Below are 20,911 nucleotides of genomic sequence, written 5' to 3'. Positions count from 1 at the left end.
ATGTCACTATTGCGTATCCGCAACCTCTCGGTCGATTTCGCCACCGCCTCGGGCAAGTTCCGCGCGGTGGACAGCGTCGACCAGGATGTCGACACCGGTGAGATCCTCGCCATCGTCGGAGAAAGCGGCTCGGGCAAGTCGGTCTCCATGCTGGCGCTGATGGGGCTTCTGCCCTGGACCGCCACCGTCACCGCCGATGAGCTGACCTTCGACGGCCACGACCTGCTGACAATGGACAAACGCGCCCGGCGCAAGATTGTTGGCAATGATCTGGCGATGATCTTTCAAGAGCCGATGTCCTCGCTCAACCCCTGTTTCCCGGTGGGCTGGCAGATCAAGGAATCCCTGCGCGTGCATCTGGGCCTGAACCGGGCTGAGCGGCACAAGCGGGCGATTGAACTGTTCGAACAGGTCGGCATTCCGGACCCGGAAAAGCGCCTTTCGGTCTTCCCGCACCAGATGTCGGGCGGGATGAACCAGCGCGTGATGATCGCCATGGCGATTGCCTGCAAGCCGAAGCTTCTGATCGCGGATGAGCCGACAACCGCGCTCGACGTGACCATTCAGGCGCAGATCCTCGACCTGCTGACCTCGCTGCGCGACGAGACCGGCATGGGGCTGGTGCTGATCACCCATGACATGGGCGTGGTCGCCGAAACCGCCGAGCGCGTGAGCGTGCAATATGCGGGTCAGAAGATCGAGGAACAGCAGGTGCTGCCGCTTTTCCGCGAACCGCACCACCCCTACACCGCGGCGCTGCTGGACGCGCTGCCCGAGCGCGCCACGGAGAAACGTCTGCCGACGATCCCCGGCGTGGTGCCCGGTCAGTTCGACCGGCCTGCGGGGTGCCTCTTCTCTCCGCGCTGCAAGTTCGCCAACGACAAATGCCGCGCCGAGAACCCGCCGCCCTTGGGCGAAGATCTCGGCAAGGCGCGTTGCTTCTATCCGCTCAACACCAATGAAAGGGCCGCGTCATGACCGCCCCCGTAATGACCGCCGACGCGCTCCAGCGTCACTATCAGGTTGGTGGCGGCTTCCTGCGCAAGACCCAGACGCTGAAGGCCGTCGCGGGTCTCGATTTCGAACTGCACCCCGGCAAGACGCTGGCCGTGGTGGGCGAGAGCGGCTGCGGCAAGTCCACGCTGGCGCGCATGGTCACGATGATCGAAGAGCCGACCGCAGGCTCGCTCACGCTCGACGGCAAACCGGTGCGACCCGAGGATTGGGCCGACCTGCGCCAGCATGTGCAGATCGTCTTTCAGGACCCCTATGGCTCGCTCAACCCACGCCAGCAGATCGGCACGATCCTGCAAGAGCCGCTGGTCATCAATCGCAAGGACATGTCCAAGAAAGAGCGCGAGGAGAAGGCGCGCGAGATGCTGCGTCTCGTCGGCCTGCGGCCCGAGCATTACGACCGCTACCCACATATGTTCTCGGGCGGGCAACGCCAGCGCATCGCGGTGGCCCGCGCCCTGATGCTGGACCCCAAAGTGCTGGTGCTGGACGAGCCGGTTTCGGCTTTGGACCTGTCTATCCAATCAGCGATCCTGAACCTGCTGGTGGATCTGCAGGAGAAGATGGATCTGGCTTACCTCTTCATCAGCCACGACCTGTCGGTCGTGCGCCATGTGGCCGATGACGTGATCGTCATGTACCTTGGCCGCGCGGTCGAAAAGGGACCGAAGGACGAGGTTTTCGACAATCCGCGCCATCCCTATACGGCGGCGCTTTTGTCGGCCACGCCGCGCGCCGATCCGGAAGGCGGCAAGGAGCGGATCAAACTGCAGGGCGAATTGCCCTCGCCGCTGGCGATCCCCGAAGGCTGCCCCTTTGCCCCGCGTTGCTGGAAGGTGCAGGATGTCTGCCGCAAGGAGCGCCCCCCGTTAGAGGGCGCACCGCATCCGGCGGCCTGCTACTTCCCCATCGACGAATGAGGCGGGCGCGGGTGGTTCAGACCACCTGCGCCACCACGCCGATGCAATCGCCCATCTTGACCAGCCCCGGCACATGCCGGGCGGTCAGGATGCCGCTAAGCTGCGCATGGGCGAGGATCGCTGGCTGACCGCTTCGGTCGCTGGGCCAGAGGCGGGCGATGGGCTGGCCCTCGGTCACCGCGTCACCCAGATCGACCAGCGGCTCCAACAGGGCCGTGGTCTCGCTAAAGGTGAAGCAGCGCCCGTCGGGCATGTCGAGCATCACGCTCTCGGCCACCTCCGGCTCCCCTTGCAGAATTTTCGCATGGATCAGCAGGTTGCGCGCGCCTTTGCGCGCCACGGCGATGCTCTTGGCTGTCGATGTGCCCGCGCCCCCCAATTCGGTGGTGACAAAGACCTTGCCCTGCTCCTCGACCTCGGTGTCGAACATGCCGCGGTTGTCGATCTCTAGCATCTTCATGGAGTAGGGCGCGTTGAACGCCGCCATCGCGGCCATGCAGGCGGCCTCCTGTTTCTTGTCGGGCAGGATATGCGCAGCGGCGAAGGGCAGGAAATCCAGCGTGCGCCCGCCGGAGTGGTAATCCAGCACAATATCGGCCAGCGGCACCAGTTCGGTGGCGATGTAATGCGCGATCTTTTGGGTCACCGTGCCGCCCGGGCTGCCCGGAAAGCTGCGGTTCATATTGCCGCCGTCGATGGGCGAGCAGCGGCGGCCTGCGGCAAAGGCGGGTTGGTTCATCATCGGCAGTATGATGACGCGACCGGTGACCTGCGCCGGATCCAGTGTGGCGGCCAGTTCCTGCAAGGCAATCGGGCCTTCGTATTCATCGCCGTGGTTGCCGCCGGTCAGCAGCGCCGTGGGGCCGTCGCCGCCATTGATGACGGTGATGGGGATCATCACGGACCCCCATGCGCTGTCATCGCGGCTGTAGGGCAGGCGCAGGAAACCGTGATGCGCGCCGGGTTGGTCGAGCGGGATGGTCGGGGTGATGGGATTGCTGGTCATGCGGAAACAAACAACTTTCGCGGTGTGGTGCAGAAACATTCATGGCCGGTCTCGGTGATGCGGATCGGCTCGGTGATCTCAAGCCCGCCATCGTCAAGCCAAAGTGCGGGCATGAAATGGAAGGTCATGCCGGGCTCTAGGATCGTCTTGTCGCCACGGCGGAAAGAGATCGTGCGCTCCCCCCAGTCTGGTGGGTAGCTGATGCCGATGGCATAGCCGCAGCGGCTGTCCTTCTCGAATCCCGCCTTGTTCAGCGTGGCGTTGAAGGCATTGGCGATATCCTCGGCCCGGTTGCCGGGTTTGGCCTGTTCGAGACCTGCGTCAATCGCATCCAGCACGGCGCTTTCCGCGTCGCGGTATTTCTGCGGCACATCGCCAAAGAACAGCGTGCGCGACTGGGGGCATTGATAGCGTCGATGCGCGCCTGCGATCTCAAAGAACGTCGCCTCATTGGGCTGCATGGGCCGGTCGTCCCATGTCAGATGCGGGGCGGTGGCGTCCATGCCCGAGGGGGCCATGGGCACGATGGCCGGATAGTCCCCCCAGAACCCCTGTGCGCCGCGAATGCCGGTGGCATAGATCTCGGCCACCAGATCGTTTTTGCGCATGCCGGGCACGGCGACTTCGAGAATGCGGACGTGCATCTCCTCGACGATGCGCGCAGCGCGTTCCATATATTCGATCTCGCGCTCGGATTTCACCGCGCGTTCCCAGTTCACCAGCGCGGTGGCATCCATGAAGGTCGCCTTGGGCAGTTTGGTCTTGAGCGTGTCATGGGCGCGGGCGGAGTAATAGTAGTTGTCCATCTCGACGCCGATGCGCGCCTGCTCCAACCCCATCTCGCTCAGCAGGGCCGAGAGGTCTTCCATCGGGTGTTTTTCGGGGTTCTGGACGTAGGTATCGTCATAGCCGCGAATGCAGTCGTCCTCCATGAAGACCGTCCGCCGGGCGCCGAGCGCGTCCATACCGCGGCCCCACCAGACCGGTTCGCCCTCATGGGTCAGGATCACCGCTTGGTAAACATAGAAGGACCAACCGTCATAACCCGAGAGCCAAGACATGTTCGACGGATCGCTGACGACGATGGCATCGAGATTGCGCGCGGCCATGGTCTTGCGCGTTCGGTCGACCCGGCGCTGGTACTCGCTGTTTGTAAAATTCGCCTCATAAGTGGTCATAGGCCAGCCCCTTTCATGTCTGGTTACCCGAATAATGCGATCCGGCCAGAGGGGCCGGGATCACGGAATGATGCCTTGTGCATGGGCGCTTGGCATGTCGCAGTCGAACAGACGGCCATAGCCATCGGGGCGGCCCGAAAGCCCGCCCATCCGTTGCAACGCCCAGCACAGCGCTTGGTTAGAGGTCACGACGGGCTTGCCCAGCCGTGCTTCGATCCGGTCGATCACGTCAACGCCGCGCAGGGAGGTGCAGGAGAGGAAAAATGCCTCTACTTCCGCGCCATCCAGCGCAGCGGCGCCGTATATGATGCTCTCGTCGTCGATCCGCGCCATGTCGCGGTCGTCTTCCAGTGCGAAGGCCCCGTTGCGCATGACCTCTAGCCCCTGATCGTTGAAATAGGTGGCCAGCGGCGCGGCGGTTTCCGGCAGATAGGGGGTCAGCATCGCCACCCGCGTCACGCCAAGCGCGGCAAAGCCCGCGATGGCGGCGGAGGCGGGGGTGATGACGGGCACGCCGGGCAGCCCCTCGCCAATCGCCGCGCGCACCGCCGGGTTGCCGATGGCGACCGAAGCCGAGGTGCAGCAAAAGGCGATGGCCGACAGCTGGATGCCCGGCACCAAAAGCGCCGCCGTGCGCGCCATATCGGGGGTCATGGCACGCAGACGTTCCGGGGTGGTGGGGTTCTCAAAGGCGATCCGCGCCACATGCAGCGCCGCCTGCGCCGGGTCGATCAGCCGCGCGGCGTCGCGTTCAAAGGTCATGTCGGTCGACAGCAGCATCGCACCGAGCCGCACGGGGTCATCTTCACGCAAACGGCAATCAAGCGTCTCGCTTTGCACAGGGGGTGTCACCTGAATATTCCTTTGACCTAGACGACAAGCACGGGGCATTTCGCGAGCCCCGTAACCTTGTGAGAAACCGAGCCCAAGAGATAGCTGTCGCCCGTGGCCCCAAGGCCGCGCGAGCCGATGACGATCAGGTCAACCTCATGTTTCTTGGCAAATTCCGTTACCGCCCGCGCGGGGCGGCCAGAGCGGACGAAGGCGCGGACATTCTCGACGCCCGCGTCTTTCATCAGTTGCTTGCCGTGGGTGATGATCTCGGTCGCATGGGCCTGCATGGCGTCGTCGATATTGCCCGGATCGTTCACCCGCACCATCGAGAGCGACGCCTCCAGCATTGAATGATGCCGGTAGATCGTCAAAAGCGTCACTTTCGCCCCGGTCAGCTTGGCCATCTCTGCCGCTTTCATCAGCGCGCGGTCGGCATTCACCGAGCCGTCATAGGGGGCGAGGATATGGGTGAACATGACGCTCTCCTCTTATTTCGCAAAGGCCAGATCGCGCAGGAACAGGGCGATCTGCGGGAAAAAGATCAGGGCAACCGAGACGCTCAGCAGCATGATGATGAAGGGCGGGGTGCCGCGGATGACCTCCATATAGGGCCGTTTGAAGACCGCGATGGCGGTGAAGATGTCACAGCCAAAGGGCGGCGTGGCCGAGCCGATGGCGACTTGCAACGTGATGACCGTACCGACCAGCACCGGGTCGAGGCCAACCGAGTCCACCACCGGGGCGAAGATCGGCACGAAGACGAGGATCACGACAATGGGGTCCACGAACATACAGCCGATGAAGAAGGCCGCCGAGATCACGAAGAGCACGCCAATCGGCCCCATGCTGTCGATCCCGATGCCGGTCAGCACCGCTTGGGGAATTTGCGCGAAGGAGATCACCCAAGAGAATGCCGCACCCGCCGCGACGAGGATGAAAACCACGGCGGTAATCAGCCCGGTCGATTTCGCGGTCTCATAGATGCCGGCAAAGTCGATTTCCCGAAAGACGATCATCTCAAGGAAAATGGCATAGAGCACGCAGGCCGCCGCCGCCTCGGTCGGGGAGAAGACGCCGCCGTAGATGCCGCCGATGATGATCGCCGGGAAGCCCAGGGGCCAGAGCGCTTGACGCACCGCGCGGAAACGCTCGCCCCATGTCGCTTTCTCTTCGGTGGGGACGTTGTGGCGGTAGGCGTAGATCACGGAATAGACCGAGAAGAGCGCGAGGATCAGCAGCCCCGGCCCGATGCCCGCGATGAAAAGTTCGGCAATCGACGTGTTGGAGACGACGCCGTAGATGATCATCCCGATGGAGGGTGGGATCAGGAAGGCGATGTCGGAGGAGTTCACGATCAGCGCCAGCACGAAACTGTCTTTGTAGCCCGCCTTGAGCATCCGGGGCCGCAGCGGGGAGCCAACGGCGACGACCGTCGCCTGTGTGGAGCCCGAGACCGCGCCGAACATGGTGCAAGCCGCAGCGGTGGCGACCGCGAGACCGCCCTTCATATGGCCGACGAAAGACATCACCATATCGATCAGCCGCCCGGCGGATTGGCCGCGCGTCATGATGTCGGCGGCAAAGATAAACATCGGCACGGCAATCAGTGAGGCGGGTCTGACCCCTGCCATCATCTGCTGCACCATCGTCTCAAGCTGGCCGAAACCGCCGAAGAGCGAATAGAAACCGACGAAAGCCCCCACGATCAGCGGGATCATCATGGGAAAGCCGAGCAGCAGCAGAACGACCATGACAGAGAAAATGGTGACGGCCATGGCTCAGACCTCCCGCTCGTTGTCGTCGTAGCCTTCTAGAACGCTGGTCGACAGGTAAATATCTGGTTCAATGATGTTTTTGATCGCGGTCAGCAGATATTGCAGCCCGGTCATGAAAAAGCCGAAAGGCACCCAGACCAGTGTCCACCAGACCGGAACTTGCAGCGCAGGCAGCAGGCGGCCCCGCCCAGCTTGGGTCATGATGTATTGCAGCGCGTACCAGGCAAGGCCGAACATGAAGACGGCGGTGACAAAGGCGATGAAGATCATCAGCATTTTGCGCGGGCGCGGGGGGAGGGCGTCGAAAATCGCTGACATGCGGATATGCCGCCCATGCCGCGCGGCATAGGAGATGCCCGCAAAGGTGATGAGAATGATCAGAACGCTATTCAGCTCTTCGGAAAAGAAAATCGAGCTTTGAAAGACGAAGCGGCCCACCACATTGGCAATTGTATTGGCGGCCATCAACAAGACACCAGCGGCGAGCATTACGGACTCAAGCCAGCTGATCGCGTTGTCGATCGTGCCCAGAGGGCCGGGGAGGGTGGATTTATAGGTGCCCACTGGGGCGTCATCGGTGCCGGTGGTATCTGTCTGCGATTGCAGTTGCGAACTGTGGTTGTCTTCCGTCACCGGCGTCATCCCGTAGATGGTTCAAATGGATCGCGTCAAAATAAGGTCACCCCCCGGCGATGCCGGAGGGTGAGAAAGTCGTTTACTTGACGGCTTCAAGGTCTGCCTTGAATTGCTCAAGGATTTCCTTGCCGCTGTCGCCTGTCATTTCGATGAAGGCTTCTTCGACCGATGCGGCCTTGTCTTTGAAGGGCTGACGCTCTTCTTCGGACAGGATGTTGATCTGCATGTCGGGCTTCGCCTTGGCGATGTTATCCAGCGACTTTTCCTGCAGGCCGGACTGGTATTCGAGAATGTATTCGAATGCCGCGTCAGAGGCGTTCTGAACCACCTCTTTGTCCGCGTCGGACAGACCGTCATAGAAATCCTTGTTGGCCATCACAGCGGTGGTGAAGTTGTTGTGGCCGATGCAGGTGATGACCTCGGTCACCTCATACATCTTGGTGGATTCCAGATAGAAGCCGGGGTTTTCCTGACCTTGGATGATGCCGGTCTGCATCGCGCCATAGACTTCGCCCCATGGCAGCGGTGTCGGCGTGGCACCAAAGGCTTTGTAGCTTTCGACCAAGAGCGGGTTGGTCATGACGCGGAACTTGACCTCATTGAGGTCTTCGGGCGTTTTGACCGGCTCTTGCGTGGTCATGCAGACGTCACCCTCGGGGAACATCTTGAGCAGTTCCAGACCCTGCTCTGCATAAAGCTCGGGGAACATTTCGTTGATGGCCTTGGAGGTGCGGAAGAACTCGAACAGTTCCTCGTCGTCCTGCGGCAGCAGGTAGGGCACGAAGAAGACCTGCGCCTCGGGGATCAGCGCGCCGGTGAAGCCGGGGGATTGGTCCACGAACTGAAGGATACCGGCCTGCGCCTGTTCCATCGTGTCAACGGATTCACCCAAGGTGCCATAGGGGAAAAGCTGCACTTCGTGGTCGGAGTTCGCTTCGACTTCTTCCTTGAATTTCTGGGCGTATTTGCCCTGCACCTCGTCCAGTGCCTCTTCAAATGCATAGCGCCATGTGTCGGCGGAGGCCGCGCCTGCGACGCTTGTCACGGCTGCGAGGATACCCCCGGTGATAACGGTCTTGAAATTAGCCATCTGTCTCCCTTTCATTTATTGCCCGCGCAGCACAAAGGCCGCAGCGAAACTAATGTCCTGACTGCTAGATCATTTAAACCGATCCCAATCATGTCAATGTGAATATTGATCCATGACAATTTGAGGCGCTCTCACAGTCATTCCGCCCTACCCCTGTTGCGTAATCTTGCATCGATCATGCGAATCCCCCGGGCGAATTCGGGAAAGGATTGCCCCCCGATCGAGACGCGAAGCCCCGGGTGGCGGTCTGGTGGTCCGATGGCGAAACTGGCCCCATTGGCCACGGCGACCCCGCTTTCGCGGATGGATTTGACCAGTTCGGCCTCTTCGTAAATATCATGACAGGGCAGCCAAAGGTGCAGCCCGTTCGAACTGGTCCGCATGTCGAGGCCGCGAAACACATTGGCGGCGAAATCGGCGCGGTCGCGCAGGGCCAATTGCTGACGGTTGAGCAGGGTTTCGGCGGTGCCTTCTTCGATCCAGCGGCCGGCGATCTCGGTCATCATATTGGTGGCCATCCAACTGGTCACCATATGCCGGTTGGCCGCGGAGGCTCCAAGGTGATCCGGCACCACCAGATAGCCGACCCGCAGCCCCGGCAGCAGGCATTTCGTGAGGCTGGTGAAATAGAGCACCCGTTCCGGGGCCATGGCCGCCATCGGTGGCGGCGGCGCGTCTTGCAACGGCCCCCATGACTGGTTTTCGATGATCAGCAGGTCATGGCGTCGTGCCACCTCGATCACCGCGGCGCGGCGGCTTTCCGTCATGGTAAAGGCCAGCGGATTGGCGCCATTGGGGATCAGATAGACGGCCTTCACCGGCTCTTTCGCGCAGATCCGTTCCAGCACTTCTGGGCAGATGCCGCCCGCGTCGACGGTCACCCCTTGCAGGCGGATGCCCAAAAAACGGGCGAGGGGGCGCAGGGTGTGGTGGCCGATGTCTTCGCTGACGATCAGATCGCCCGGTTGGGCCGCCGTCATCATCGCCACGGTCATCGCGCTGGTGCTGCCATTGGTGGGGATCACCGCCATCCCCTCCAGATCCAGCCCGCAGAGCGAGAGCCAGCGCCGCACTGCGCTGCTGCTGTCCCCGGCGCGGAGGTCTTGGCGAAACCCGCCCATCATCGCGCGGGGCAGGGAGCGGGCCATGGCGCGGAGTGTCTTTTGCATCGCCTCTTCATGGGCGTGATCCAGCACAGGTTTCAGGATCGACATATCCAACAGCCGCCCGGCGGCCTTGCGGCTGACGAAGGGCATGGAGATCTCATCGCTCGCCGCGCGCACGAAAGTGCCGCGCCCCACCTCACCGACGATTTTGCCCGCCTCAACCAGCTTGTCATAGGCGCGGCTGACGGTCTGCACGCTCAGCGACAGGTCAAAGGCCATCTGGCGCTGCGTCGGCAGGCGGTCTCCGGGTTTAAGCACGCCGTTCTGTATCGCCGTTTCAATCGCCTGAACGAGTGAACGATAGGCAGGGCGGGTCAGGGATCCGGGGTCTGGGCGCCATTTTGTCATGATCTGGATGATCACCACAATCATGACAATTGACAAGTCCGGCATGCGCTCGCATGAAGCGGATATGAGCTTTGTCAAACTCGATAAGCGCGATATCGCGGTGCTGTCGATCCTCTCTCGCGAGGGGCGCATCGCCAAATCCGCGCTTGCCGACAAGGTCAACCTGAGCGCCACCGCCTGCGGCGAACGGCTGTCACGGCTGGAGGCTGCAGGCATCATCACCGGCTATCAGGCTCATGTCGCCCTGCGCCGCATCGCCCCGCATGTCACCGTCTTTGTGCAGGCCGAATTGGGCAACCACCGGGCCGAGGCGTTTCAGCGGTTCGAGGCCGTGATCGCGCAGCATGATGAGATCGTGCAGTGCTGGGCCTTGGGCGGCGGCTTTGACTATCTGCTACAGGTCGTCACCCGCGACATCGACAGTTACCAACGTCTGATGGACGCGCTGTTGGCTCAGCAGGCCGGGCTGAGCCGCTACTTTACCTATGTCGTCACCAAATCGGTTAAATCGGCACCGCTGCCGCTGGCGCTGCTGCTGCCTGAGGGCGAAAGCTGAGTCGCCGTAGTTTTTGCGGCGGGCCGGGGGCTGCGCCGCAAAACCTCCTGCCGATCGGCTGATATTCGGTCAAACCCGCGCCGCATCCTGCCTTACCTTCGGGGCAATTCATCCCAAGGAGGTGCCCGATGACCAAGATGATCCCAACCCCCGCCGATGGTCTGCCCGCGCTGACGCGGGGCGCATTGGCTCGCCACTTTGCCTATGTCGATGGCGCATGGGTCGCGGGGGCGCAGAGCGATGATTTCAAGGTGACCGATCCGGCCAGCGGCGCGGTGCTGGGGGCGGTGGCCAAGCTTAGCGCCGAGGACAGCCGCGGCGCGGTGGATGCCGCCCATGCCGCATTTCCCCATTGGTCGGGCCTCCTGCCGCAAGAGCGCGGCGCGATCCTGCGCCGCTGGCGCGACCTGATGCTGGAGAACCGCGAGGATCTGGCGCGGATCATGACCGCCGAACAGGGCAAACCCATCTCCGAGTCGCGCGGCGAGATCGACTATGCCGCGTCCTTCTTTGAGTTCTATTCCGAAGAGGCCCGCCGCCCGAATATCGAAGGCGTCACCTCGCATCTGCCAGATGCCGAGGTGGAAATCTGGCGCGAGCCGGTGGGCGTGGCCGCGCTGATCACGCCGTGGAACTTCCCCTCTGCCATGCTGACCCGCAAGGCGGGGGCGGCGCTGGCGGCGGGCTGCACCGTGGTGGCGCATCCTTCGGCAGAAACGCCCTTCTCGGCGCTGGCGCTGGCCGAATTGGGCGAACAGGCAGGGCTGCCCAAAGGGGTGTTCAACGTCGTCACCGGCGAGGCGCCCGAGATCGTGAAACCGTGGATGGAGGACACCCGCGTGCGGGCCATCTCTTTCACCGGCTCCACCGAGATCGGCAAACTGCTGTACCGTCAGGCATCGGACAGCGTGAAACGTCTGGTGCTGGAGCTCGGTGGCCATGCGCCTTTCATCATGTTTGACGATGCCGATATGGACCGGGCCGTCGAAGAGGCGATCAAGGCCAAGTTCGCCACCTCCGGTCAGGACTGCCTCGGCGCGAACCGCTTCTTCATTGCCCGCGACAGCTATGCCACCTTCTGCGCGCGGTTCACCGCCGCGACCGAAGCGCTCACCGTCGGCATCGGGGCGGATGACCCCGACATCGGCCCGTTGATGAACGAGAAAGCCGTGGCCAAACAAGAAGAACACGTCAAAGATGCGCTTGACCGTGGGGCGCGGCTGCTTTGTGGTGGCAAGCGTCACGCGGCGGGGCCGCTGTTCTTTGAGCCGACGGTGCTGGCAGATGTACCGCCCGATGCGCTGATCATGCGCGAGGAAACCTTTGGCCCCGTGGCCGCCATCGCGGCCTTCGACAGCGAGGATGAGGCGATCCAGCGGGCCAATGACACGGAGTATGGCTTGGTGGCCTATGTCCACAGCCAAGACCCCCGCCGCATCTACCGTGCCAGCCGGGCGCTGTGTTTTGGCATGGTGGCGGTGAACCGTACCAAGGTGACCGGCGCGCCGATCCCCTTTGGCGGCACGAAACAATCGGGGATCGGGCGCGAGGGATCGCGGCTGGGGCTCGAAGCCTTTACGGAAGTCAAATACGTCTGCCGTGACTGGGCCTAAGATTTAAAAGATACGGCGCAAAGCCGCGCCGGAAGAAAGGAAAGACCAATGCTGAAGAACGATATGCTTGAACAATGGGACCGTGAAAATTTCTTTCACCCCTCCACCCATCTGGCGCAGCACGCGCGCGGCGAAAGCCCGACCCGTGTGATCAAGACCGCCAAGGGCAGCCATATCACTGACCGCGACGGCAACGAATTGCTCGACGCTTTCGCGGGCCTCTACTGCGTGAACGTCGGCTATGGACGCACCGAGATTGCCGAGGCGATTGCCGAGCAGGCGCATGAACTGGCGTATTATCACTCCTACGTTGGCCATGGCACTGAGGCGAGCATCACCCTGTCCAAGATGATCCTCGACCGCGCGCCCGAAGGCATGAGCAAGGTTTATTTCGGCCTTGGTGGCTCGGACGCGAATGAGACGAACGTCAAGCTGATCTGGTATTACAACAACATCCTTGGCCGCCCCGAGAAGAAAAAGATCATCTCGCGCTGGCGTGGCTATCACGGCTCGGGGCTGGTGACCGGCTCGCTCACCGGGTTGGAGCTGTTCCACAAGAAATTCGACCTGCCGCTGGCGCAGGTGGTCCACACTGACGCGCCCTATTACTACCGCCGCCCCGACGCCAACATGAGCGAGGCGGAGTTCACCGCCCATCTGGTGGGCGAGTTGGAAGCGCTGATCGAACGCGAAGGGGCCGACACCATCGCCGCCTTCATCGGGGAGCCGGTTCTGGGTACCGGGGGCATCGTGCCCCCGCCCGAGGGCTATTGGGTCGCCGTGCAAGAGGTGCTGAACAAGCATGACATCCTGCTGGTCGCGGATGAGGTCGTCACCGGCTTTGGCCGTCTGGGCTCAATGTTCGGCTCGGATCACTACGGGATGAAGCCTGACCTGATCACCATCGCCAAGGGGCTGACCTCGGCCTATGCGCCGCTGTCGGGCTCCATCGTGGGCGACAAGATGTGGAAGGTGCTGGAGCAGGGCACCGATGAAAACGGCCCAATCGGCCACGGCTGGACCTATTCGGCCCACCCCATCGGCGCGGCTGCGGGGATCGCGAACCTCAAGCTGATCGACGATCTGAAGCTGATCGAGAATGCCTCGGACGTGGGCGGCTATCTGAATGCGCAGATGAAAGCCGCATTGGGCGATCACCCCAAGGTGGGTGATATCCGGGGCGAAGGCATGCTCTGCGCCGTGGAGCTGGTCGAAGACCGCGATGGGCGCACGCCCTTCGATCCGGCGCGCAAAGTGGTGCCGACCATCGTCGGCGATATGGTCAAGGCCGGCGTCATCGCCCGCGCCATGCCCCAAGGCGACATCATTGGTTTTGCGCCGCCCTTCTGCCTGACCCGCGAAGAAGCGGATAAGGTCGTGGGGGTCACCGCCGACGCGATCAAGGCGACCTTGGGCTAAGGCTTAAAGCTACGAGACACTTGAGCGGCCCGGCGGAAACGTCGGGCCGTTTGCATTGGAGGGAATCACACCCCGAGAGAGGTGCCGCAGCTAGACCGATCAGAAATGAAAAAACGGTAAACAGGGCCGTTCATCGGGCCAAATTCCCCCGATATGGAAACAGTGCCCCGGTTTGTCGCCTATTTACTAAGAATTCGCCAAAATTAGGCCACAGTTCCCAGAGAAATTAGAAGAAAGCAGCGGTCCGTCCAGTTTGGGGCCAAAGATTTTTATCTGTGGAGAGATGTAATGAGAATTCTGGCGGTGGATGACGATCCGATTATCCTCGAATTGCTTGGGCAATTTGTAGAGATCATCGGCGCGCATGACCTAACGACCGCCCCATCGGCTCTGCATGCGGTTGATATGTTGGGTGATCCCAATCTCGGGCCGATTGATTGCTTCATGCTTGATATTCAGATGCCGGGCATGGATGGGATCGAACTGGCGCAGCACATCCGCAATTCGGCGCGCCATGCCGATACGCCGATCTTGATGCTCACCGCGATGTCCGACAAACGCTATATCGACGCAGCCTTTGCCGCCGGCGCGACCGACTATGTGACCAAGCCTTTCGAGATTGCCGAACTCAAGGCCCGCATCGGGCTGGTCGAAGGCATGGTGAAAGAGCGTCAGCAGCGGACCAAAAAGATCTTTGCCGCCAAGACTATCGCCGATCAGGCGACGCATATGGAGCTGTTCGAGCCGGTCCCGATCTATGACGTGGACAATGTGATCGACTATACCGCGATGGAGAACTACGTCGCCCAACTGTCGCGCAGCGCACTTTTTGGCTCCACCGCCTTTGCCTTCACCATCCGCGAGGTCGATGCCTTCCACGCGACGATGACCTCTTTCGAGTTCTATAGCCTTGTCTCCGATGTGGCCGAAATCCTGTCCGATACGCTCGTCGATCATCAGGTGCTGATGTCCTACGCGGGCAATGGCACTTTCGTATGCGTTACAGAGAGCGGCTGGCGCCCGAATATGGGCGGTTTGATGGATGCGGTTAACTTTGAGTTGTCTCAAACCGAATTGTTCGACAATAATGGCGAGCGTGTTCACCCGCGTGTCAGCGCGGGAGAGGCCGTGCGGCTGATCTGGAAAAGTGGCAATTCCGTCATGGATGCGCTGGCGCAGGCCCATGCAAGTGCAGAAGCCGCCAGTGAGGCGCATACGAGATCGCTCAATGATTTTTGGCAGAATGATCAACAAGCATGACTAAAATGTTAGCGGAACTTCCCGGCATAGAGCGCATCAGGCAGCGCTTTGTCGAAATGCTGGACGAGCGTCAGACGCTGATCGCAACCCATGGGTTGGCCGCCTGGGACGGGACCACCGTAGACGAAATCAAAAGCAATCTGGCCAGCGCGCAGGCCATTCTGCACCAGATCGCGGGCAGCGCCGGGTCGCTCGGCTTCGAAGAGCTGGGCCGTCTGGCACGCAAATGCGAAACGCAGATTGTCGAGCATCTGGCCGGCCCGCGCGCCAATCACGCGGATTGCCCGATCGAGATCATCTCGGAACTGGATGGGTTCGTCGCCCATTGCCGGCAGGAAATCGACGCCCACGCCTAAGGGCGCGGCGCCCGGTATTGAGCCGGTCCAAAACTTACTGACAATTCATCGCAAACCCGCCCGCAAGGGCAGGCCAAAGGCAAGTCGGCTTAGCCTGCTTGCATCGCCGCCTTGACCTGATCCGCCAGCGAGATCGGATCGAAGGGTTTGCTGATCACGTCAGCCGCCCCCAGATCACGAAGCTCTTCGATCTCATTATGCTGGGCGCGGGCGGTCATGAAGATCGCGGGCACGTCGCGCAGGCTCTCCATCTCGCGCATCTTCTCAAGCGTCTGGCGACCGGTCATGCCGGGCATCATCATATCGAGCAGGATCACATCGGGCGTGTAGGACTGAACCTGATTCAGCGCCGCTTCCCCGGTCTCGCATTGGACGACATCAAAATCGCCGCTCAGTTCAAGCGCCATCAGCGCGATTTCACGAATATCGGCGTCATCCTCGACGTGCAGCAGTTTGATCATTCCATACTCTCTCTAGGAGGCTTCGCGCAGCAACGCGGCCGGTTCCTCTGCCGCTACCTGAGAATTTTTCTTCGGCAGGGTAAAGTAAAATGTCGTACCAAATCCCTCACGGCTGTCAAAACCTATTTTACCGCCGAGATTCTCGACGATGGCTTTGCAAACGCTAAGGCCCAGCCCGGTGCCGCCTTTGTCGGCCCGGTTGGAATTGGACAGATCGGCAAACCGCTGGAACACCTTGTGCTGCTCGGAAGCCGGAATGCCGGGGCCACGGTCGGCCACGGAGATGCGCAATTCGTCGTCATTCTCTTCGGCGCGGATGGTCACACGCTCCCCAGGTTTGGAGAATTTGGCCGCGTTCGACAGGAAGTTCGTCAGCACCTGAATGACCCGGTTCGGGTCCGTGGTGACCTTGTTCAAGTCCTCCGTCCCTTCGACTTGAATGCGCACGCCATGGCGCTGTTCGAGTGAGGCATTGGCGGCGCTGGTTTCGTGCAGAAGTTCCGCGATGTCGACTTCTTCAAGATTGAATTCTAACCGCCCGTTGGCGATTTTCTCAAGATCGAGGATGTCGTTGATGATCAGCACAAGCCGGTCGGCGTTGCGGTGGGAGATCTCCAGCAGGGCACGCGCCTTGCTGGGCAATTCGCCCGCCGCCCGCGACAAGAGCAGCCCCATGGAGCCCTTGATCGAGGTCAGGGGCGAACGTAGTTCGTGACTGACCATCGAGATGAACTCCGACTTCATCCGCTCTTCGTTGATGATATCCGAAATGTCATGCAGCATGATCAGGAACCGTCCCGCCGCCCCGCCGGTGGGCAGCAGCTTGATCGTAACTTGGAAATGGTTGCCAAACAGTTGCGTGTCGAACTGCGTCATCGCTTTGCCCGACTTTTTCAGCGCGCGGCAGGCGTCCAGCAGGGCCGGGTTGTCGCTTTCCTCGGTCAGGGTTTCGAGCGTTTGCGTGCGGTAGCTGTCCTTGCTCCAGCCAGTGCGGCTCATGGCGACGCGGTTCATATAGCTGAACCGCTCTGTCTCGGCGTCGACGATCCAGATGTCATCGCGCAACTCATAGAGCGTTTCCGCCGTGTCGCGTTCGGCCAAAAGTTCGTTGGCATGGGTCACATCGGTGCGGGCCGAGATCGACCCGGCCCAGGCGCCCTTTTTGTCGAAAAGTGGCATCACGGTGCACTGCGTCTGGATCACCCGACCATCGGCGCAGCGCAGCGGGGTTTCGCCCTGCCACGTCTTGCCAGCCATCAGGGTGGCACGGATCTCTTCGGCAAGTTCGCGAAACTCTTCTTGGTAAAGCATCGACACAGGCTGGCCGATCAATTGATCGCGGGTGTAGCCTGTCAGTTCGATGAAACGGTCGTTGACCTGTTCCAGCATCCCGCCCGTATCAACGATATTCACAATGGCATGGCTGTCGAACGCCTTAAGCCTTTGTTCCATATCTGAATTATCGGCAGGAGACTGCGGGTTTGCTTGCAATGCGGTCGCGGCAAAGGGCGTGAGACCCGCCAGAATGATCGCACCGACGACGGGGATAACCTCCCCCATTTGGCCCGCGAAAATTGCGGATGTTGCGGTGTACCAGCTGCCGGAAATGGCAGTGCCCAGAAAAAATGTGGCGGCGGTACGCTTGGTAAATGGCTTTGACGACACTTGGAATTCCTCGCCCCGAAGCGGACATGCTTAAAACTATAGCATGACTTGTGCATTGTAATTTAATCAAAATGCCAGAGCATATTGGCAATAATATGGCATGTCGCACTTTAGCGTCACTCCGCTGAAATGCCACGGTTTATAATGCGCCGGTTAAGAGGCGCGGGCGGTTGTCCCCGTAATTGAGTTGACCACCGAGCTGATCCCGCTCCGTGATTTGACAAGGTTGATCCCCACGCGGGGGTCGGGTTCGCGGTTGTTGTCCGCGGAAAGGCTGATGATCTTGGCCGCGGGATGCAGGCGGGTGATATCTTCCAACAAAGAGCGTGCATCGCCGTCGGGCAGGGACCAATCAAGGATCACGACGTCGAGTTCATCCTGGCCGATCAACTTCCGCGCTTGGGCAAGGTTGGTGACATTAGTCACCTCCGCCACGCTGTCCAACCCGGTGCGGATCACTTCGGCAAAGTCGATGTCGTCTTCGATATGCAGCACGCGCAGCTTGGTGTCCCGCTCCTCTGCTTCCACGTCGGGGCTGGCGGGCGTTTGCGCGGTCTGCGCCTCGGCGATGGGGCAGGTGAACCAAAAGACGGTGACGCCGTTGGGGATGCTTTCAAATCCGATGGTGCCGCCTTGGCGCTTGATGATCTGCCGCGTGATGTTGAGCCCCAGCCCGGTGCCGCCCTTGGCTCGGGTGTCGGAGCCATCAGCCTGCGAGAAAGCCTGAAAGATGCGCGGGCGGAAGTTTTCCGGTACGCCGGGGCCGGTGTTCTGGATAAAGACGATGGCCCGGTCCCCCAGCCGCTCGGCGCGGATTTGCACCTCACTCTCGGCATCGGAGTATTTGCAGGCGTTCGAGATCAGATTGGCCAGCACCTGCCGGGTGCGGCTTTCATCCACCCGAACTGTCAGCGGCTTGTCGGGCAGTTGCAGGCCCAGGGTGTTGTTATGGGTGATCGCAAAGGGCGACATTTCGTTGACCGAGTCGGTGATCACCTTGTTCAGATCGACATCGTGGAAGTCGAACTGCACTTCGCCCGATGAAATCTTCTCAAGGTCGAGAATGTCGTTCACGATATGCGACAGGCGGTCGGCATTGCTGCGGGCGATGTCGATCAGCCGGATATGCGCGGGGAGGAAGCGGCTGTTGTCCGTGGTGTCGATCAGCCCCAAAGCGCCTTTGATCGAGGTCAGCGGCGTGCGCAGCTCATGGCTGACGGTCGAGACGAACTCGCTCTTGATATGTTCCAGCTTCTTTTGGTCGGTGATGTCGTTGATCTGCACGATAAAGACATAGCCGCGGGCGTTCTTGTCATAGGTCCAAGAGACGTTGAACAGGCCCCAGCGTTCATAGCCCAGCTTGTGGGTGATGCGGTATTCGGCCTGATAGTTTTGCGAACTGCGGGAATCGACCAGCCCGCGCACCTCACCGTAGAGCTTTTGCAGATCGCCCTCGGGCATCAGATCGCCCAGTTTGGTGTTCGACAAAAGCTCTTCTTCGCTATAGCCGCAAAGGGTGCAAAGCGCGCTGTTGACGCTGTTGAACACGCCGCCTTCGCCCAAGATCGCCATGCCCACCGGGGCCGCGGCCAGCACTTGGCGAAACCGCCGCTCGCTGGTTTCAAGGGCGTTGCGGGCGTGGACGATGTCGGTCACATCGGTCTGGGTGCCGACCATCCGCAGAGCGGTGCCATTCTCATCGCGTTCGGTCACCACCGCGTCAGAGCGCATCCAGCGCCACTCACCGGTGCCGATCTTCAGCCGGTATTCGGTGACGGAACGTTGTTGCTGCCCCGAAATGCAGGCCTGATCAGTCTGGGTCAGCAGAGGCAGGTCATCGGGGTGGACACGTTTGAGGAATTCCCCCTGCGGGTCGGGCAGCCGCTCGAAATCCGCCATTCCCAGAATGCGCCGCCATGTGTCGGACACCTCGGATTTGCCGGTGCGCAGGTCGATGTCGAAAACCCCGATCTGCGCGCCTTCGAGGGCGAGGTCATAGAGCGCCTTGTTCCGCGCCAGCTCATCCTGCACCGCCAGTTCCGAGGTCAGGTCACGCACGATTGCGGTCACCCGCCGTTCGCCGGTGTGAGTGGTCCAATTGTTGCGTTGCAGATTAAGCTTGAGGTCTTGGCCAAAGCAGGTCTTGCCCGCCGCGTTGACCTGTTCGTGGTCGTGATCCTCAACCAGATCGGTGACGAGTTCGCCAAACTCCATCCCCTTGAGCGCCTCATGCCCATAGCCAAAGCAGACCAGCGCCGCTTGGTTGGCGAAGAGCACCCGGTCATTGCTGTCGAGCAAGAAGATGGGCGTCACCGCGTTTTCGATAACGGCGCGGTTTTCTTCTTCATGAGCGTCGATCTGGCGTTCGCGCAGCACGGCAAGCTCGCTCAGCGCGGCGCTGCGCTGGCGCAGGCTGCGGAAGGCCACGAAGAACAGGATCGCCAGAAGGATGCCAGAGACCAGCAGGATTTCCGGCACCGCGCTATGGGTGGCGCGGTCAAAGCTGGCGGTGCTGACATGAACAACGGTCCAGGGGCGGCCAAAGCGTTCGATGGTCTGGGTGATGCTGTGGTGGCCGGTGGCGATGCCTTCGGGCGTGCTGTCAAAAATCCGGTTTTCGGGGGCCGTGGTCAGCCCATCGTAGACTTGAATGTCATAGGACTCTCCCTGAGTTGGGGTCAGCCCGGACAGCAGGTTGGCCCCGACAAAGGGCGCATAGACCCAACCGATGAAACCGGCGGTCTCCTGCGCCGGGCTGTTGTCGGCGGCAAAGACCGGGCGCAGCAGCAGGAAGCCGGGCTGGCGCGTCTTGTCCTGCACCAGCAGGATGCGCGGGGTGAGCTTCGGCTCTCGCGTCTCACGGGCGCGCAGGGCGGCGCGGCGGCGGTCTTCGTTAAAGCTGATATCAAGGCCCACGGCCTCTGCATTCGGCCCTTGGGGGTAGATATACTGGATCACCATCTTCTCGGCATTGCCGGTGTCGGGGTGAATCCGGAAATCCTCGATCCCGAGGGCGGTGACCTTTTCGATGAACGCCTCTTCGGTGCTTCGGGCGACGGGGGCAACAAAGCCGATGCCGTTGATGCCGGGCAGGAAGCTGTCGATCTCCAGCGTATCGACATAATGCGCGAAATCGCTGGCCGTCACCTCGTCAGAGGCGTTCATGAAGGCGGCGATGCCATTGAGGCTTTGCAAATAGGTATGCATCCGCGCATCAAGGCTTTTCAGGCTTTCCTCGGCGATGCGATCAAAGGCCCGGTCGGCGGCGGCATCATTGCTGCGACTGCTGTAGAGGAACACCCCAAAGGTGATGGCGAGACATCCGAGAAAGAGTATGAATTCGGGTCGCCGCACCAGTTCAAGCCTTTGTTTCTGGCCACCAAATGGCGGCAAAATCTTTCCCCGAAATGAACGTCGCGCATCGCGGGGGGGGTATGTCCAATCCGGTCATATTCACCCATGGGTCGAAAAAATCAACAAACGGATTCGCCGCGCATGCAAAGCGCGGTGAATGTGGCTTTGCGGCAAAAGCCGCGGGAGGCCGGGCGATTTACGGCAGGGATTGTGACCCGTCACCGCGCGCTCTACCAATGACGGGCCGGGGAGGCGGGCCT

18 protein-coding genes are annotated in these 20,911 nt (G+C 61.2%); 7 read left to right on the top strand and 11 right to left on the bottom strand.

The window, feature by feature from the left end; genetic code table 11:
- Positions 1-978 carry an ABC transporter ATP-binding protein gene (locus tag ACGYLA_RS01375; RefSeq protein WP_067262560.1) on the top strand — a complete coding sequence of 326 codons (978 nt, stop codon included), beginning with the start codon at positions 1-3 and terminating at the stop codon, positions 976-978.
- Positions 975-1,934 carry an ABC transporter ATP-binding protein gene (locus tag ACGYLA_RS01370; protein ID WP_209216794.1) on the top strand — a complete coding sequence of 320 codons (960 nt, stop codon included), beginning with the start codon at positions 975-977 and terminating at the stop codon, positions 1,932-1,934. Before ACGYLA_RS01375 ends, ACGYLA_RS01370 begins: the two co-directional genes overlap by 4 nt.
- Before the next feature lie 16 nt (positions 1,935-1,950).
- Here ACGYLA_RS01370 and doeB read toward each other — a convergent pair whose 3' ends face one another.
- From doeB to ACGYLA_RS01330, 8 genes are all read right to left on the bottom strand, one after another.
- Positions 1,951-2,940: a N(2)-acetyl-L-2,4-diaminobutanoate deacetylase DoeB gene (doeB, locus tag ACGYLA_RS01365; RefSeq protein WP_394429704.1), complete on the bottom strand. Its 990-nt coding sequence runs from the start codon at positions 2,938-2,940 to the stop codon at positions 1,951-1,953.
- The gene (gene doeA / locus ACGYLA_RS01360) at positions 2,937-4,118 is read right to left on the bottom strand and encodes an ectoine hydrolase DoeA (RefSeq protein WP_394401580.1); all 1,182 of its coding nucleotides are present in this window, start codon (positions 4,116-4,118) and stop codon (positions 2,937-2,939) included. Before doeA ends, doeB begins: the two co-directional genes overlap by 4 nt.
- 60 nt (positions 4,119-4,178) lie before the next feature.
- Entirely contained in the window at positions 4,179-4,970 is a 792-nt protein-coding gene (locus ACGYLA_RS01355) for an ectoine utilization protein EutA (RefSeq protein ID WP_394429702.1), read from the bottom strand.
- Between the two features lie 17 nt (positions 4,971-4,987).
- Positions 4,988-5,428, bottom strand: coding sequence for a universal stress protein (locus tag ACGYLA_RS01350; RefSeq protein WP_067262549.1), 441 nt, complete (start codon positions 5,426-5,428; stop codon positions 4,988-4,990).
- Between the two features lie 12 nt (positions 5,429-5,440).
- Entirely contained in the window at positions 5,441-6,727 is a 1,287-nt protein-coding gene (locus ACGYLA_RS01345) for a TRAP transporter large permease (RefSeq protein ID WP_067262546.1), read from the bottom strand.
- 3 nt (positions 6,728-6,730) lie between these two features.
- Positions 6,731-7,369 (bottom strand): TRAP transporter small permease, encoded by a 639-nt coding sequence (locus ACGYLA_RS01340; protein WP_271692590.1) that lies wholly within the window; start codon positions 7,367-7,369, stop codon positions 6,731-6,733.
- 73 nt (positions 7,370-7,442) lie between these two features.
- Positions 7,443-8,453, bottom strand: a complete 1,011-nt coding sequence (gene dctP / locus ACGYLA_RS01335; protein WP_394429699.1) for a TRAP transporter substrate-binding protein DctP — start codon at positions 8,451-8,453, stop codon at positions 7,443-7,445.
- A 137-nt stretch (positions 8,454-8,590) separates the two neighbouring features.
- Positions 8,591-9,967, bottom strand: a complete 1,377-nt coding sequence (locus tag ACGYLA_RS01330) for a PLP-dependent aminotransferase family protein (protein WP_394429697.1) — start codon at positions 9,965-9,967, stop codon at positions 8,591-8,593.
- A 22-nt stretch (positions 9,968-9,989) separates the two neighbouring features.
- Here ACGYLA_RS01330 and ACGYLA_RS01325 point away from each other — a divergent pair, with 22 nt between their 5' ends.
- From ACGYLA_RS01325 to ACGYLA_RS01305, 5 genes are all read left to right on the top strand, one after another.
- Entirely contained in the window at positions 9,990-10,523 is a 534-nt protein-coding gene (locus ACGYLA_RS01325) for an Lrp/AsnC family transcriptional regulator (RefSeq protein ID WP_394429695.1), read from the top strand.
- A gap of 128 nt (positions 10,524-10,651) precedes the next feature.
- Positions 10,652-12,136, top strand: a complete 1,485-nt coding sequence (locus ACGYLA_RS01320; RefSeq protein ID WP_394429693.1) for an NAD-dependent succinate-semialdehyde dehydrogenase — start codon at positions 10,652-10,654, stop codon at positions 12,134-12,136.
- Between the two features lie 48 nt (positions 12,137-12,184).
- Positions 12,185-13,555, top strand: coding sequence for an aspartate aminotransferase family protein (locus ACGYLA_RS01315; RefSeq protein WP_394429691.1), 1,371 nt, complete (start codon positions 12,185-12,187; stop codon positions 13,553-13,555).
- A gap of 288 nt (positions 13,556-13,843) precedes the next feature.
- Positions 13,844-14,815 (top strand): PleD family two-component system response regulator, encoded by a 972-nt coding sequence (locus ACGYLA_RS01310; protein WP_168612990.1) that lies wholly within the window; start codon positions 13,844-13,846, stop codon positions 14,813-14,815.
- Positions 14,812-15,171, top strand: a complete 360-nt coding sequence (locus ACGYLA_RS01305) for an Hpt domain-containing protein (RefSeq protein ID WP_067261064.1) — start codon at positions 14,812-14,814, stop codon at positions 15,169-15,171. The genes ACGYLA_RS01310 and ACGYLA_RS01305 overlap by 4 nt, the downstream gene beginning before the upstream one ends.
- A gap of 89 nt (positions 15,172-15,260) precedes the next feature.
- Here the strand turns inward: ACGYLA_RS01305 and ACGYLA_RS01300 are convergent, their stop codons facing one another.
- The 3 genes from ACGYLA_RS01300 to ACGYLA_RS01290 form a co-directional block, all read right to left on the bottom strand.
- Positions 15,261-15,632 carry a response regulator gene (locus ACGYLA_RS01300; RefSeq protein WP_067261066.1) on the bottom strand — a complete coding sequence of 124 codons (372 nt, stop codon included), beginning with the start codon at positions 15,630-15,632 and terminating at the stop codon, positions 15,261-15,263.
- A gap of 12 nt (positions 15,633-15,644) precedes the next feature.
- The gene (locus tag ACGYLA_RS01295) at positions 15,645-17,297 is read right to left on the bottom strand and encodes an ATP-binding protein (RefSeq protein WP_394429689.1); all 1,653 of its coding nucleotides are present in this window, start codon (positions 17,295-17,297) and stop codon (positions 15,645-15,647) included.
- Between the two features lie 153 nt (positions 17,298-17,450).
- Positions 17,451-20,651 carry a CHASE domain-containing protein gene (locus ACGYLA_RS01290; protein ID WP_394429687.1) on the bottom strand — a complete coding sequence of 1,067 codons (3,201 nt, stop codon included), beginning with the start codon at positions 20,649-20,651 and terminating at the stop codon, positions 17,451-17,453.
- Between the last annotated feature and the right edge of the window lie 260 nt (positions 20,652-20,911).

The organism is Sulfitobacter sp. 1A13679 (genome assembly GCF_043557115.1).
GTDB classification, from domain to species: domain Bacteria; phylum Pseudomonadota; class Alphaproteobacteria; order Rhodobacterales; family Rhodobacteraceae; genus Sulfitobacter; species Sulfitobacter faviae.
Note: the sequence above shows the minus strand (reverse complement) of the source record. Positions and strands in the feature narration are given on the sequence as shown.